The sequence below is a fragment of the Rhodoferax sp. LS1R11 genome, assembly GCF_056521395.1.
Genome location: NZ_JBWMAW010000002.1, coordinates 200,118 through 215,622, shown reverse-complemented (window position 1 = coordinate 215,622; position 15,505 = coordinate 200,118). Strand labels below are relative to the sequence as shown.

Below are 15,505 nucleotides of genomic sequence, written 5' to 3'. Positions count from 1 at the left end.
ATTGGCATCGGCGCCGACGGTGTCATTGGAGAGCACGGAGCCCGAAGCCACCAAGGCGGAGTCCTCGGTGACCGAATTGGCGTCCGCCAGGGCGACAGGCAGGCTGTCGGTGATGACTTGAGCAATGCTCCCGAACTGAAACTGCTCTACGCTATCTGTTTGAATACTGCGTTGCAAGGCCAGTGGGGTAAGCTCTTCATTGATCCGAAGTACACGCACAAAGCTATGTGAGTCATTGGATGCTCCCCCGCCAAGGCCGGCTGCCGTTGGTTCCAAGTCAGTCGATAGGTCTCCGTTACCCGCAATGATTTTGTCAATCTGACTGCTTCCGCTATTGAGGTCTTTCAATGCGGCTTCTGTCTTGTCTGTGGGCGATGTACCCAGAAGATCTGCCTCTATCAGCAACTCGCGGCCAGATGTCAGCACCAGAGGTTGGCCATTAGGCAGTGCCAATTCGAGTTGGGTCCCCTCTTCTGTAACGATCTGCTGTCCTTCCTGAACTGCATCGCCCACTTTAAGTGCTCTGCGGGTGCCGTCAGTGCTAACAAGCCAAGCGTTTCCTTGCAAGATAACGACGACGCCACGCGCTTGGGCAGAGATTTGATTGGTAGCCATAGGGAACTCCGGAATTCAGCAAAATTAGATTTGCTTACTTTAGAGCACTACATGGCGGACAGATATTGTCCTCAGGTACAGGTTTTCTGGATATCAGTTAATTCCGTGAACTCTTAACGCAAGTTGGAGTCGATCGGTGATGTTCAGTTTTGCAAAAACCGCGCTCAAATGGGCTTTGACGGTTCGTTCCGAAATGTGGCAGCTTTGTGCGATGGCCAGGTTTGATGCTCCGTTGGCAGCCAAGACGGAGACTTCCCGCTCCCTTTGTGTCAATCCGTCTGCCCAGTCCGTTGTGGCAACAGGTGTTTGAGCACGGGCGCTGCCGGCACTGTGAATCAGTCTTTGCATCAACGATTTACCGATCCAGACGTGGCCAGCCTCCACCACTTGCCTGATCTGTGCCAACGTACGTGAGTCTGAAAAAGCGTGGCAATACGCTGCACAGCCTGCGTCAAGTGCCGTAATTGCTTCGGAATCCTTTGGGTTGGAGCTTGCCGCCACAACCCTCATTTTTTGGCCATGCAACATGTCTTTCCACTGCATATCGGCCCATGTGGGAACGCCAGGCATAGCCAAATCAATCCAGACCTGCGTATCTTCCGTGGCGCCTAGGTTGCAAACGTCATTAAACCTACTGATTACGTGTGGGTCGTCTGATAGAAAGGCGCGTTGCCAATGTTCGACCAGACCCGTGTCATTCGTGACCAAAATGCACTTTGCTGTGCGGCTCATCGTTCTGTCATCGCTTTCGCTTTAGCTCTCAAAATTGGCTTCAACAGGTAAGCCAATACTGACTTCTTCCCTGTGAGGATGTCGACTTCTGCCACCATGCCGGGGATGATAGGGAATTTTTGTGTCCCGATAGTGCTTGAAAGCGTTCTTACGCGGACCACAAAGAATGCATTTCCTTTTTCATCGAGAACGCTGTCCGCACTGATTTGCTCCAGGGTTGCTTCCAGTCCGCCGTAAATGGCGTAGTCATAGGCTGTAAATTTGACCAATGCTTTTTGACCAGGTCTTAAAAAAGCGATGTCTCTGGGCAGAATGCGTGCCTCAAGCACAAGTGCATCATCAGATGGAACGACTTCAATGAGGTCTTTGCCCGGCTGTACTACGCCTCCCACCGTGTTGACCTTCAGCTGCTTAACCGTACCATTGACGGGGGAGCGTATGTCGGTCTGCTTCACTCGGTCCTCAAGCGCGGTGCTGCCTTCGGATAGCGCATTGAGCTTCGCGTTGGTTTCGCTCAATTCCGATCTTGCAATATTCCTGAAAGTCAGCTCGACCTCCTGTATCTTGCGGTTGGCTTCTGTGACCGACGATTCCAGTCTGGGTATGTCCGAGCTTGCGCTGTCACGCTCCCCCCGGAATCTTGCAACATCACGTTCCAGGCGCAGAAGTTCTACATCCGACACGGCGCCCGTTTTAACGAGGGGGCGAGTCATTTCAAGCTCCCGCGCAGTCAGGTTGAAACTTTGGGATGCTTGCTCTCTGCGCGCCTTGACCGATATCAGTTCTTGTGACCTTTGAAGCGACTGCTGCCGTGCCACGCCGATGGTTGCGTCAAGTTCCGAGCGGCGCGATTCATAAAGCGTGCGCTCCTGTTCCGCGATTTCAGGCGCCTCCTTGACGACCTCCGCAGGTGGCGCAAATCGTGCGCCGTCTGCCAATGCTCTAAGCCGGGCTCCTTTTGCAAGGAGTGAGAGATATTGAGACCTGTTCTCCCGCAGGGAAGACACCATTCGTGTGGGATCGACCTTGAGCAGAAGATCGCCAATCTTGACGCTCTGGCCCTCCCTGACAAGAATCTCCGAGACGATGCCTCCGTCCATGCTTTGCAAAATCTGTATTTGCCTGGATGGGATGACCTTGCCTTCGCCACGCGTCACTTCGTCCAGCGCAGCAAAAGCCGCCCACAAAAGCAAAATGGCCACCACGACAAAGCTGAGCCAGACCAGGATACGAGCTCCCCGTGGGGTCTGTTCGGCAATGGCCCAATCTGCATTGGCGTCGAAGTCGCCATCGAGTTCCTTCTGCCGGCCTGCGCCGGCCTGCAGGACACCATCGATCGCGGCTGAGCACCGTTTGTAAAAAGTGTGCCAGAGGCGATTGGTAAGGCTGGGTGGCGTTGTCTTTTCCATCAGGCAGCCTTGCCAATTCTGCCGCTCTGAAGGGCTTCGACGACTTGCGATTTGGGTCCGTCTGCCATGATCTGACCGTTGTCAATGACGATCAATCGGTCAACCAATTCCAGGAGCGAGGTGCGATGGGTCACCAGAACCACCGTTTTTCCAGTCGTAAATTGGCGCAAGCGAGCTTTCAGGATGTCTTCACTTTGGTGGTCCATCGCGCTGCTTGGCTCGTCCAGTAGCAGGATGGGAGAATCATTCAAAACGGCGCGGGCAATTCCTACCGCCTGGCGTTGTCCGCCCGACAAGGATTCACCACGCTCTCCGATGAGCATGTCAAACCCGCGTGGGTGCCTGTTGGCGAACTCCGTCACGCCAGCAACCTCGGCTGCGGCGATGACATCCTGGTCATCGGCAAACGGTGCCCCCAGTGCGATGTTCTCTTTCAAGGTACCGTAAAACAAGCTCACGTCCTGCGACACAAATCCGGCTGCACGGCGCAGTTCAGCGGGGTCAATTTGGCGCATGTCGATACCGTCAATCAGGATCGCGCCGTCAGTGGGTTGATGCAAGCCGAGGATGAGGCGCTGAATCGTTGATTTTCCTGACCCGACACGACCTATAAATGCAACTTTTTCACCCGCCTGGATCTTGAATGAAACCTTGCTGAGAACGCTTTGCTGTTGCCCTGGATAGGTGAAGCTGACGTTTTTGAATTCAATCGTGCCCTGAAACCCGGCGCGGTGCAAAAACGCGGCGTCGTCATGACGTTCCGGCTGTGTCTGCATGTGTTTCTCGACCGAAGCCAGACCGCTTTTTGCGTTGTGATATTGCATCAAGAGCCCTGCGACTTGTCCGAACGGCGCCATCGCTCGTCCAGCAAGCATGGAGGCCGCAATGATGGCACCCATGCTGATTTGATTGTCCATGAGCAGATAGACGCCGACCACCAGCGTCGTCACTGACACCAACTGTTGCAGCATCTGCGCGAAGTTCATGATGATGGCCGACAGTAGCTTTAGTTTGGTCCCGTTTTGAGCGAGGAAAACGGTGGAGTGCTCCCATTTGCGCTGAAAACTGCTCTCCGCGACCATGAACTTGATAGTCTCTATTCCCACCAGACTCTCTACCAGGGTGGCATTGCGTTGAGACGTTGCTCGCTGGGTGACATCGACCAACTCCTGCATCTTCTGCTGAACAACCAGGGAGGCCAGCAGCAACAGGGCGATACAAAAAACCGGAGGAATCAGTAGCCAGGGTGATATCCATGCGATGACCGCAAAAAACACCAGCACAAATGGCAGATCAACCAAGGTGGTGATAGACGCAGACGCCACAAAGTCACGAACCGATTCAAAAGCCCGGAGATTCGCTGCGAATGAGCCGACCGAGGCAGGCCGATCAGCCATTTTGAGCCCCAGCACCCTTTCCATGATTTTGGCGGACAGGGTCACGTCGATGCGTTTGCCTGCGGTGTCCAGAATATACGAGCGCAAAACACGCAAAGAGGTGTCGAAGATCATCATCAGCAGCACGCCAATGGCCAGCACCCACAGTGTTTCTTCCGCGCGGTTGGGCACCACGCGGTCATACACGGTCATGGAAAACATGGGGGTTGCCAAGGCAAACAGGTTGATCAGCAACGCGGCCAGCAGGCTGTCCCGGTAAAGGCGCCAGTTTTGCATCACAACGCTCCAGAACCAGTGTCGTGACTTGACCTCGCCGGTGTCTGGTGTGCGCGGATCGAAGTTGAACACTGGGCGAACGAAGAAGACGATGCCTGCGAAAAGGCTTTCCAGCTCAGCCCTTGACAGCGTGTCTGCCGATTCGCCGTTTTCAGAAAATCTGACCCGGGCCTCCCCCGTATCCAGCCATTCCAGCAGAAGGCAGGCCTGTTTGTCCTTCAGGAGCAGGATGGCAGGCAGCAAGCCTGGTCGCAAGTCGGTGAGTGACCGACGTGCCAATTTAGCCGTCAGCCCGGCCCTTGCCGCCACCCTCGGCAACAACGCCGGAGTCACCAGGTTTTCTTCCAGCGGCAATCCTGCCGACAAGGCCTCTTTTGTCGTGGCGATTCCATAAATTCTGGCAATGGCCACCACACTGTCGAGCAATGGATCGAAATGAGCGCTGTGCTCACCAACCCGCCAAATACGCGGATTAGCGGTTTCTTGACTTGTCTGGAGTGGTGTGGGCATGAGGTCGGCGTAATGTATTGGGTGTCGGGCGCGTATTACAGGAGCCCCTCGTCGTCACCCAGCAAATTGAGAGCCCCCTGCATGCGGTTACGCAACCCTTTGCGGAGCATCAATTTTCTCTGGGCTGCTGCAGGAAGATCGGTGTGGCGGATGATGTTTTTCAAGATGAGGGTGTCGATCAAGTCTTCGATGACCCGCACAAAATCTGCATCTGCGGTATCAAACGAAGGCTCCGCTGAACCTGTTTTTAAAAACTGCTGCACATCCGGCGCCTGCTGATCGAGCATTTCGCTGCCTGGTTGGGGTTCTCTTGATAAGGATCGAATCGTGCCATCAGCGTTTCGGGTAGCGTGAAACATCGGTGTTTGCCTAGGGGTGGGTGGGCGTTTTTCTTTCCCGTATCTCAGTCCTGAAAACGATGGTATCACTCGGTTGATCTCTCTTTGACCGAGCGCGTCGTCTCGAAAAAACATACAGGCGGTTAACGTATTAATCGGCAAAATTTCTTCCGTCTTAATACTATATGGGGTATGCATATATACTGCATGCAGTATTTATTTGAGGTGGTTTATGAGTTCAATCGCATCCCTGCACTTTTTGAAGCCTGTCCGGCTGGCGGCGCCGTGGCTTTGTGCGCTTGGCATGACGGTGGCTGCAGCCCAAGGCGGGGTTCAGGTGTCAACCGTACCGGCCGTGGTGCGGGCGGTTGGGGGTGGTTTTGAGCTGGATGGCGTGATTCAGCCGGTTCGGCAAAGCACGGTTTCCGCGCAAGCGGGGGGGCGTATCGCCACCCTGCTGGTCAAAGCCGGCGACAAAGTGCAGGCGGGGCAACTGCTGGCATCCATTGACGACCGTGAGGCGCAGACCAGTTTGCAGCGCAGTCAGGCGCACGTGGCGCAGGCGCAAGCCGAACTGCGCAATGCGCAGGCCAATTTCAATCGCACCAAGGATTTGCAGGCCAAGGGCTTTGTCAGTGCGGCGGCACTGGATTCCGCCGATTCTCAATTGAAGGGCGCGCAGGCGGGTCGGGATGAGGCAGCGGCCGGTGCCAGGCAGTCTGCCTTGGCGCAGGGCTTTACCCGTGTGACCGCCCTGTTTGAAGGGTGGGTCCTGCAGACGCATGTTGAAGCGGGAGACTTGGCTGTTCCTGGGAAGCCCCTCCTCACCTTGTATGCCCCGTTGCCCTTGCGAGTGGTTGTTCAAGTGCCTGTTTCTCGTGCCCCCTTGGCCCGTGCGGCGGGCTCTGTTGAGTTGCTCCTGCCAGGCGCCGAGGGTGGCGCCCGCTGGATTCGACCTGTTTCCAGCAGCAATGTGCCCCATGCCGACCCGGTTTCTCAAACCATCGAATGGCGTCTGGAACTCCCCTCTGAAGCGGCCAAGGCCTTGTTGCCGGGTCAACAGGTTCGGGTCCGGTTTGCAGGAAGTCAGGCCGACCGAGTGCTCGTGCCAGCCTCCGCCGTGTTGCGCCGGGGTGAGTTGACCGCTGTGTATGTCGTGTTGGACAAAGGTTTTGCACTGAAGGCGATTCGCCTGGGGTCCGATCGCGGCGTTGATGGGGTTGAGGTGGTGGCGGGTCTTCAGGCCGGTGACCGGGTGGCTGTTGACCCGGTCAAGGCGGGGTTGGCGGGTGCGCGACCTGCTGCCAGCAAATGATATGCGCATGAAGAAGGCCTCACCCTTGGGTATCTCGGGCCGCATCGCGGCATCTTTTCAGTCCAACGCCTTGACGCCGCTGCTTGCGTTGGTGGCTTTGTTGTTAGGCCTGTTTGCTGTCATGGTGACGCCGCGCGAGGAAGAGCCGCAGATCAACGTCACCATGGCGAACGTGTTGATTCCTTTTCCGGGCGCCAGCAGTGCCGATGTGCAGAACATGGTCGCGCGACCGGCTGAACAAGCTTTGAGCCAGATGGCTGGTATTGAGCACACCTACTCCGTCGCTCGTCCTGGCGTGGCGGTCTTGACCGTGCAATTCAAGGTGGGCGTTCCCCGCACCGAGGCCCTGGTGCGCTTGTATGACGTGCTGAACGCCAACCAGGACTGGCTGCCGCGTGACTTGGGCACCTTGACGCCCATTGTGAAGCCCAAAGGCATTGATGACGTGCCTGTCGTGGGCGTCACACTCTGGAGTCGTGACGCCTTGCCTGCTTATGAGTTGGAGCGGGTAGCGCACGCGGTAGAGACTGAGCTCAAGCGTGTTGCGGGCACACGTGAGGTCCAGACCATTGGCGGTCCGGGTCGAGCCGTTCATGTCTGGCTGGATCCGGTTCGTCTGCGCGAACGGGGTGTGGACATTCTTGGACTCAAACAGTCATTGGCGGCGTCGAACATGGGCATGCCCTCCGGAACTGTGCTGGATACGGCTGGGAAAACAGCCCAACTGCTGACGGTTGAAACCGGTGAATTCCTGCGCTCTGAACAGGATGTGGGTGACTTGGTGGTGGGCGTCAGCCAGGGTTTACCGGTCTACCTGCGTGAGGTTGCGCGCATCGAAACCAGCGCGAAGATACCGCAACGTTATGTCTGGTTTTCACCAGGTGGCGCGACGGCGGAGGCGGGCAGTGTCTACCCGGCCGTCACCATCACCGTGACCAAGAAGCCTGGCGAAAACGCGGTGGACGTGTCGCGGGCGGTGGGGGAGCGCCTCAAGGCCCTGCGCAACACTGTCATTCCGGCCAATATCGAGGCCACCACCACCCGGGACTACGGGGAGACTGCCGCTGAAAAAGCCAACAAGCTGATTCAAAAACTGGCTTTTGCGACCGGCTCGGTGATTCTGCTCGTGGGGTTTGCATTGGGTCGGCGGGAGGCGGTGATTGTCGGCGCTGCCGTGATCCTGACGCTCACGGCCACCCTGTTTGCCTCGTGGGCCTGGGGGTTCACGCTCAACCGGGTTTCTTTGTTCGCACTCATCTTCTCCATCGGCATTCTGGTGGACGACGCCATTGTGGTGGTCGAGAACATCCACCGGCATCAGCAGTTGACGCCGGACGCCACGCTCAAGGACATCATCCCCAGGGCCGTCGATGAGGTGGGTGGCCCCACCATTCTGGCCACGCTGACGGTCATTGCCGCTTTGCTGCCCATGGCATTTGTCTCCGGCTTGATGGGCCCCTACATGAGCCCGATTCCGATCAATTCCAGTTTGGGCATGGCGCTGTCTTTGGCCATCGCGTTCACCGTCACGCCCTGGCTCGCCTTGAAGTTGATGAAGCCGCACGGCCATGGGGTGTCGGATCACGGTCAACCCCAAGGTTTGGGGCCCAAATTGCAAACCCTGTTCGCCCGGGTTCTGACGCCATTTCTGGAGAGTGCCCGTAAACGCTGGCTCCTGCTGGGGGGCATTCTGGTGGCCCTGATGCTGTCGGTGGGCCTGACGCTGGTGCAGTGGGTGGTCATGAAGATGCTTCCCTTTGACAACAAGAGCGAGTTCCAGGTGGTCGTCGAGCTGCCAGCCGGCACCCCATTGGAAAACACGGCCGCCACGCTGCATGAGTTGGGCGCTTTTCTGGCGAAACAACCTGACGTGCTGAACCTGCAAGCCTATGCGGGGACGGCGTCACCCATCACCTTCAATGGCCTGGTCCGCCAGTACTACCTGCGTGCCGATGCCGAGCAGGGTGACTTGCAGGTGAACCTGGTGGACAAGCACCATCGCACTGAAAAAAGCCATGTGATTGCCCAGCGCCTGCGCCCCGATCTCGAAAAGATTGGGTTAAGGCACAACGCCCGTATCAAAGTGGTTGAGGTGCCTCCCGGCCCGCCCGTCATGTCACCGCTGGTGGCTGAGGTTTATGGTCCGGACGAAGCGGGTCGACAACAATTGGCCCGCCGGATAGCGAGCGCATTTGCAGAAACCCCTGACATCGTCGGGGTGGACACCTCGCTCAAGGAAAATGCGCCGCGGGCCTATTTGAGAGTGCGTCGGCAGCGGGCGGAGTCGCTGGGTATTCCAGTGACCGTGGTCGCACAAAGTGTGGCCATGGCGCTGTCGGGTGCTGACGCCGCGTACCTGCACGATGGCCAAAGCAAATACCCCGTGCCGGTGCGCCTGCAACTCCCCTTGGCATCGCAGGTCGGGCTTGATGCCGTGCTCGCCATTCCCCTGCGCGCCGCCAATGGCCAGATGGTTCCCTTGTCTGAACTGGTTCAGGTCGAGCGCGGGGTCATTGACAAACCCCTGTTCACCAAAGACCTGCAAGGGGTGAGCTACGTCTTTGGCGACATGGCGGGCAAGCTGGATTCGCCCCTGTATGGTCTGTTTGCCATCCGCAGCAAACTCGCGGCGGCCGCCTTGCCAGACACGGGCAGTCTGGGTGAGTTCTGGGTTCGGCAGCCCCCCGACCCGTACCGCCAGTACGCCATCAAATGGGATGGTGAATGGCAGATTACCTACGAGACCTTTCGTGACATGGGTGCCGCCTATGGCGTGGGCCTGATCCTGATTTATCTGCTGGTGGTGGCGCAATTTCGCAGCTATTTGACGCCGCTGGTCATCATGGCGCCGATTCCGCTCACCCTCATCGGCGTCATGCCGGGTCACGCCCTGATGGGGGCGCAGTTCACGGCCACGTCCATGATTGGCATGATTGCGCTGGCCGGCATCATCGTGCGGAATTCGATTCTGCTGGTGGACTTTATTGAGTTGCAAATCAGCCAGGGCATGGCCTTCAAAGACGCGGTGGTGCAATCCGCTGCGGTGCGCGCCCAACCCATTGCCCTGACCGGGCTGGCGGCCATGATCGGGGCCTTTTTCATTCTGGATGATCCGATCTTTAACGGGCTGGCCGTCTCACTCATCTTTGGCATTCTGGTGTCCACCCTGCTCACGCTGGTGGTCATTCCGGTCCTCTACTACGCCTTGTACCGGCGTCGCATGGAATCGCGCACAGACGCGAACACGCTCAAGGTCCACCCCACGTGAATGAACTACAACCAGCAGGAGACAAATCATGGCTCATATTGTCATCATGGGTGCGGGCATAGGTTGCATGAGCAGGAGCAGATCACCCTGCCGATTGCGTCGTATCTGGCGTGCAAAGACATTGCCTTCGAGAAGTATTTCATGCTCAAGCTGCTGGGTATTGAGCGCTTGAAGCAGGCAAGCCGCCTGTCCATTTTTATCAAAGGAGTTCCACCATGACCGTTCAACGCTACATCCTGGTTTTTGCCGGCCTTTTCATCATGATTTCACTGGCGCTGGGCGTGGAGGGGAGTCCCTTTTTCGTCAGTAAATGGGCGCTGGCTTTCACGGCGTTTGTGGGCGCCAACCTGTTTCAGTCCGGGTTTACCAATTTTTGCCCGCTGGGCATCATTCTGAAAAAACTGGGGGTGCCTGAATCAAAAATTGGCTGTGCCAATTGAGCCTGCGGGGTGTGATTGAAGTCGTCGATGTGCAGGGTGCGCGCCTGAAGTGAGAAAATTCGCTGATAGGAGAAAGAAATGACTGTTTTGACTGATGCCGCCGCCCGCACCGAGGTGCTCAACCGACTACGCCGGGCTGAGGGGCAAATTCGGGGTGTTCAGCGCATGATCGAGGAAGGCGAGAGCTGTCTCAAGATCGGGCAGCAGTTCTCGGCGGTGCGCAAAGCGCTCGACAGTACCTATCTGCGCATGACGCTGTGCTTCATGGAGCAGGAGATTCAAGCCTGCCTCCATCCCGACGAGTCGCAGCAGGCGGGCATCAACCTCATGCTCAAAGACATGGAGGCGATGCTGGCCCGCATGGGTTAATTTTTATGCCTGAATGGCCTGTAGCCAAGGTATATCGTGCGGATGTAGCTATTAATTTAATAGCAATAGTCAGATGGATGACGACGCAATCACGCCGCCGCCCAGACACACGTCGCCCTCATACAGCACGGCAGACTGACCCGGCGTCACCGCCCACTGCGGGTCGGCAAAGTGCAGGCTGAAGCCCTCGCCCGCCCCGACTGCCAGCGTGCAAGGTGCATCGGCCTGCCGGTATCGGGTTTTGGCGGTCAGTAGTCCCGCCGCTGGCGCCACGCCCGCCACCCAACTGGCGTCCTGCGCGTGCAGGGTGTGTGACTGCAGCCACGGGTGATCGTGGCCCTGGACCACCCACAGGATGTTTTTCTCCATGTCCTTGCGGGCCACAAACCAGGGCGCATGTTCGCCGCCGCCTTTCTGGGCGCCTTTGGCCTTGAGTCCCCCGATGCCCAAGCCCTGGCGCTGGCCCAGGGTGTAAAAGCTCAGGCCGACATGCTGGCCGATGGTGCGGCCTTTTTCATCCTTGATGGGGCCGGGCTCCTTGGCGATGTACTGGTTCAAAAAGTCCCGGAATGGCCGCTCGCCAATGAAACAGATGCCGGTGGAGTCTTTCTTTTTCGCGTTCGGCAAACCGATCTCGGCCGCAATCCGGCGCACCTCGGTCTTGTGCAGTTCACCCACCGGGAACAGCGTTTTGGAGAGCTGCGCTTGGTTTAGCCGGTGCAAAAAGTAACTCTGGTCTTTGGACGGGTCCAGCCCCTTGAGCAACTCGTGTTGGCCGGAGACCTCGTTCAGGCGTACGCGGGCATAGTGGCCGGTGGCGATTTTCTCCGCCCCCAGGCGCATTGCGTGGTCCAGGAAGGACTTGAACTTGATTTCGGCGTTGCACAGAATATCGGGGTTGGGCGTGCGCCCGCTGCTGTACTCGCGCAGAAACTCGGCAAACACCCGGTCCTTGTATTCGGCGGCAAAGTTGACGTGTTCGATCTCAATGCCAATCACGTCCGCGACCGCCGCTGCATCCACAAAATCGATGTTGGACGAGCAGTACTCGGAGTCGTCGTCATCCTCCCAGTTCTTCATGAAGATGCCAATGACCTCGTAGCCCTGCTGCTTCAGCAGCCACGCCGTGACGGCAGAGTCCACGCCCCCGCTCAAACCCACCACCACCCGTTGTCCAATGTTTTGCTTGTCCATAGGTGTGCGATTATCCCCGGCATGGAACTCCGTCAACTCCGTTACTTTGTCCGTGTGGTCGAAATCGGCAGCATGAGCCGCGCTGCGCTGGAGCTGGACCTGGTGCAGTCCGCCCTGAGCCAGCAAATCAGCCGCCTTGAAAGCGAACTCTCCACGCGTCTCCTGCAACGCAGCAGCAAGGGCGTGGTGCCCACCGAGGCCGGGCTGGCGTTTTTCCGGGAGGCGCAGCTCACCTTGCGCCATGCCGAGCAGGCCGTGCGTGCTGCCCAGCAATCGCGCCTGAGCGGTACGGTGAGCGTGGGGCTGGCCTCCACCACCGCCGTGGTGCTGGGTGTGCCGCTCATGCAGGCCATGCGCGCGCGCTACCCCGATGTTCGCCTGCATCTGGTGGAGAGCATGTCCGGCCATCTGACCAGCATGCTCAATTCGCGGCAACTGGACCTGGCTGTCCTGTTTGATACCGGTGTAGCCCGGCGCTGGAGCGTGATGCCCTTGCTGGAAGAAAAGCTGTATTTGATGCAGGCGCACCCGGCGGGCAATGTCCCGCCGGACACGGTGCACGGTTCGACCCGCATGGCGCAACTCAAAGGTGTGCCGCTTATCTTGCCCACCGGCAGCCACGGTCTTCGCAGCACGCTGGACGCCGCATTTGCCCGGGCCGACATCAAACCCCATCTGGTGGCCGAAATTGATTCGCTGACCATGCTGATGGATGCCGTGTGTGCCGGGCTGGGCAGCACGGTGCAGCCTTGGGCGGCGCTGGGACGGGTGTCGAATGCCGCCCGGCGCCTTCAATGGGCCGAGATTGCCGACGAGCAGGTGCTGCGCGCCAACGCGCTGTGCAGCCTCTCGGACGACGAACTCTCGCCCGCAGCATTGGCCACCCGCGTGGTGCTGGCCGACTGCGCCTGCGAACTGGTGCGATCAGGGGCGTGGGAGGGCGCCCGGTTGATCCATCACAATTTGTGATGCCCCCATCGCGAAGCGGGTCTGACCAAACACCTGCCTGACACCTAAAGTCGGCTCCTTCCTGCAAACGGTGAGGTGACTGTGAATCCAGATGTGTTGATCATTGGGGGCGGCAACGCCGCCTTGTGCGCGGCCTTGATGGCGCGCGAGGCGGGTGCCAGCGTGATGCTGCTGGAGGCCGCGCCGCGTGAGTGGCGGGGCGGCAATTCGGCCCACACGCGCAACCTGCGCTGCATGCACGACGCGCCGCAAGACGTGCTGACGGACGCTTATCCCGAAGAAGAGTTCTGGCAAGACCTGCTCAAGGTCACCGGCGGCCAGACCAACGAAGCGCTGGCCCGGCTCACCATTCGCGCGTCGGGCCATTGTCGCGACTGGATGCGCCACCACGGTGTGCATTTTCAGCCCTCGCTTTCCGGCACGCTGCACCTGAGTCGTACCAATGCCTTTTTCATGGGCGGCGGCAAGGCGCTGGTTAACGCCTATTACCGCAGTGCCGAGAAGCTGGGCGTGCAGATTCGCTACAACGCGCCGGTGGACCGGCTGGAACTCCAGGACGGCCGGTTTGTGGCCGCCCATGTGGGCCCAGAGCGCATCACCGCCAAGGCCTGCGTGCTGGCCGCCGGTGGTTTTGAGTCCAACCGCGAGTGGCTGCGCGAGGCCTGGGGGCAAAACGAACGCGGCGAATGGCCCTCGGACAACTTTGCCATCCGCGGCACCCGCTTCAACCAGGGCGTGTTGCTCAAGCAATTGCTGCAGGCCGGGGCTGACACCATAGGCGACCCCACCCAGGCGCACATGGTGGCCATTGACGCCCGTGCCCCTTTGTATGACGGCGGCATCTGCACCCGCATCGACTGCGTGTCGCTGGGCGTGGTGGTCAACCGTGAGGGCCGCCGCTTCTACGACGAGGGCGAGGATTTCTGGCCCAAGCGCTACGCCATCTGGGGCCGCCTGGTGGCGCAGCAGCCGGGGCAGATGGCGTATTCCATCATTGATGCCAAGGCCGCTGGCCGCTTCATGCCGCCCGTATTTCCCGGCGTGCGGGCTGACTCCCTGCCCGAGCTAGGGGAAAAGCTGGGCCTGGATGCCGTCACCTTCATGCAGACCCTGAACGACTACAACGTCGCCTGCCGGGTGGGCACTTTTGACCACACCGTGCTGGACGATTGCCACACCAAGCAACTGGCACCGGCCAAGACGCACTGGGCCCGCCCGGTCGACAAAGCCCCGTTTCACGGCTACGCCCTCAAGCCTGGTGTCACCTTCACCTACCTGGGCCTCAAGACCGATGAAACCGCGGTCGTGTCATTTGGCGGTGTACCCAGCGGCAACCTGTTTGTGGCCGGCGAAATGATGGCCGGCAACGTGCTGGGCCGGGGCTACACCGCCGGCGTGGGCATGTCCATTGGGACGGCATTTGGGCGTATAGCCGGCGTCCAGTCTGCGCGGGTAGCTATGAAATCAGGAGTAAATCATGCAGCAGCTTGAAGCATTGACCCGCGACGCCGTCACACTGGCCCATGGTGGCTGGGTGGGCGATGTCGTCTTGAGCGCGCCCGAGGCCGAGGTGGCCCGCCAGATGCAAATCTGCAACGCCTGCCGCTATTGCGAAGGCTTTTGTGCCGTGTTTCCGGCCATGACGCGCCGACTGGAGTTTGGCAAGGCCGATATCCACTTCCTGGCTAACCTGTGCCACAACTGCGGCGCTTGCCTGCACGCCTGTCAGTACGCGCCGCCACACGAGTTCGCGGTGAATGTGCCACAGTCCATGGCCAAAGTCCGGGCCCAAACCTATGTGGATTACGCCTGGCCACCTGCGCTGGGCAAGCTGTACCAGCGCAATGGCTTGACCCTGTCGCTGGCCTTGGCGGCCGGGCTGGCGATCTTTCTGTTGCTGGCGCTGGCGCTCAACGGCGCGCTGTGGGGTGGCGGCCTGCGCGGCAACTTCTACAACTTGTTCCCGCACAACTTGCTGGTGGGCATGTTTGCCCCGGTGTTCCTGTGGGCGGTGCTGGCACTGGGCCTGGGCGTGCGGCGTTTCTGGCGCGATGTGACGCCCGCCACCTCGGGCCTGCCCGTCACCTCGCCTGCCGCCGTCGAAGCGACCGGCGACGTGCTGCGACTGAAGTACCTGGACGGCGGCCATGGCGACGGCTGCCACAACGAAGACGACGCCTACACCCTGTCACGCCAGCGCGCCCACCACCTGACCTTTTACGGCTTCATGCTGTGCTTTGCCGCCACCAGCCTGGCCACCGTGTACCACTACGTCTTTGGCTGGGCTGCGCCCTATGACCTGCCCAGCCTGCCCAAGCTGTTGGGCGTCGTCGGTGGCGTGAGCCTGTTGCTGGGCACGACGGGCCTGTTCAAACTGAACCTGCAGCGCCACCCGCAACACGGTGATGCAGCCCAAAAGCCCATGGACCTGGGTTTTATCGCCCTGCTATTTTTTACCAGTGCCTCGGGTCTGGCGCTCTGGCTGGCGCGCAGCACGGAGGCCTTGCCAGCGCTGCTGGCGGTGCACCTCGGCGTGGTGATGGCGCTGTTTGCCACCTTGCCTTACGGCAAGTTCGCCCACGGGATTTTTCGAACGGCTTCACTCCTGCGCCACGCCGTGGAAAAGCGCCAGCCCAACCCGGTGGGTCTGGGTGCCGATTGATTTTTCTTTCT

At 59.3% G+C, this 15,505-nt stretch carries 14 protein-coding genes; 8 read left to right on the top strand and 6 right to left on the bottom strand.

Features of this window, described 5'->3' with window-relative positions:
* The 5 genes from AC097N_RS03685 to AC097N_RS03665 all read right to left on the bottom strand — a co-directional run.
* Positions 1 to 615, bottom strand: a 615-nt coding sequence (locus tag AC097N_RS03685) for a retention module-containing protein (protein WP_479579389.1), incomplete at its 3' end; no start/stop codon positions are given.
* Positions 616 to 708: 93 nt separating this feature from the next.
* Positions 709 to 1,347 (bottom strand): response regulator transcription factor, encoded by a 639-nt coding sequence (locus tag AC097N_RS03680; RefSeq protein ID WP_479579388.1) that lies wholly within the window; start codon positions 1,345 to 1,347, stop codon positions 709 to 711.
* Entirely contained in the window at positions 1,344 to 2,756 is a 1,413-nt protein-coding gene (locus tag AC097N_RS03675) for an HlyD family type I secretion periplasmic adaptor subunit (protein ID WP_479579387.1), read from the bottom strand. Before AC097N_RS03675 ends, AC097N_RS03680 begins: the two co-directional genes overlap by 4 nt.
* Complete coding sequence (locus AC097N_RS03670; RefSeq protein ID WP_479579386.1) at positions 2,756 to 4,939, bottom strand: type I secretion system permease/ATPase; 2,184 nt, start codon at positions 4,937 to 4,939, stop codon at positions 2,756 to 2,758. The genes AC097N_RS03675 and AC097N_RS03670 overlap by 1 nt, the downstream gene beginning before the upstream one ends.
* 35 nt (positions 4,940 to 4,974) lie before the next feature.
* Positions 4,975 to 5,298 carry a hypothetical protein gene (locus AC097N_RS03665; protein WP_479579385.1) on the bottom strand — a complete coding sequence of 108 codons (324 nt, stop codon included), beginning with the start codon at positions 5,296 to 5,298 and terminating at the stop codon, positions 4,975 to 4,977.
* Positions 5,299 to 5,509: 211 nt separating this feature from the next.
* Here AC097N_RS03665 and AC097N_RS03660 point away from each other — a divergent pair, with 211 nt between their 5' ends.
* The 5 genes from AC097N_RS03660 to AC097N_RS03640 all read left to right on the top strand — a co-directional run bounded on the left by AC097N_RS03660 (position 5,510) and on the right by AC097N_RS03640 (position 10,669).
* Positions 5,510 to 6,592, top strand: coding sequence for an efflux RND transporter periplasmic adaptor subunit (locus AC097N_RS03660; protein ID WP_479579384.1), 1,083 nt, complete (start codon positions 5,510 to 5,512; stop codon positions 6,590 to 6,592).
* Between the two features lie 7 nt (positions 6,593 to 6,599).
* A complete protein-coding gene (locus AC097N_RS03655; protein WP_479579383.1) occupies positions 6,600 to 9,860 on the top strand; it encodes an efflux RND transporter permease subunit in 3,261 nt (1,086 codons plus the stop codon).
* On the top strand, positions 9,861 to 10,079 hold the full coding sequence (locus AC097N_RS03650; RefSeq protein WP_479579382.1) for a hypothetical protein: 219 nt from the start codon (positions 9,861 to 9,863) through the stop codon (positions 10,077 to 10,079).
* A complete protein-coding gene (locus AC097N_RS03645; RefSeq protein ID WP_479579381.1) occupies positions 10,076 to 10,300 on the top strand; it encodes a YgaP family membrane protein in 225 nt (74 codons plus the stop codon). Before AC097N_RS03650 ends, AC097N_RS03645 begins: the two co-directional genes overlap by 4 nt.
* Positions 10,301 to 10,378: 78 nt before the next feature.
* Positions 10,379 to 10,669 carry a metal-sensing transcriptional repressor gene (locus AC097N_RS03640; protein WP_479579380.1) on the top strand — a complete coding sequence of 97 codons (291 nt, stop codon included), beginning with the start codon at positions 10,379 to 10,381 and terminating at the stop codon, positions 10,667 to 10,669.
* A gap of 69 nt (positions 10,670 to 10,738) precedes the next feature.
* On the opposite strand, the gene mnmA is transcribed toward AC097N_RS03640, so the two are convergent.
* A complete protein-coding gene (mnmA, locus tag AC097N_RS03635) occupies positions 10,739 to 11,863 on the bottom strand; it encodes a tRNA 2-thiouridine(34) synthase MnmA (protein ID WP_479579379.1) in 1,125 nt (374 codons plus the stop codon).
* 21 nt (positions 11,864 to 11,884) lie between these two features.
* On the opposite strand from mnmA, the gene AC097N_RS03630 reads away from it, so the two are divergent.
* The 3 genes from AC097N_RS03630 to tcuB all read left to right on the top strand — a co-directional run bounded on the left by AC097N_RS03630 (position 11,885) and on the right by tcuB (position 15,494).
* Entirely contained in the window at positions 11,885 to 12,832 is a 948-nt protein-coding gene (locus AC097N_RS03630) for a LysR family transcriptional regulator (protein ID WP_479579378.1), read from the top strand.
* 81 nt (positions 12,833 to 12,913) lie between these two features.
* Positions 12,914 to 14,323, top strand: coding sequence for an FAD-dependent tricarballylate dehydrogenase TcuA (tcuA, locus tag AC097N_RS03625; RefSeq protein ID WP_479579578.1), 1,410 nt, complete (start codon positions 12,914 to 12,916; stop codon positions 14,321 to 14,323).
* Positions 14,310 to 15,494, top strand: coding sequence for a tricarballylate utilization 4Fe-4S protein TcuB (gene tcuB, locus AC097N_RS03620; RefSeq protein WP_479579377.1), 1,185 nt, complete (start codon positions 14,310 to 14,312; stop codon positions 15,492 to 15,494). Before tcuA ends, tcuB begins: the two co-directional genes overlap by 14 nt.
* Positions 15,495 to 15,505: the final 11 nt, after the last annotated feature.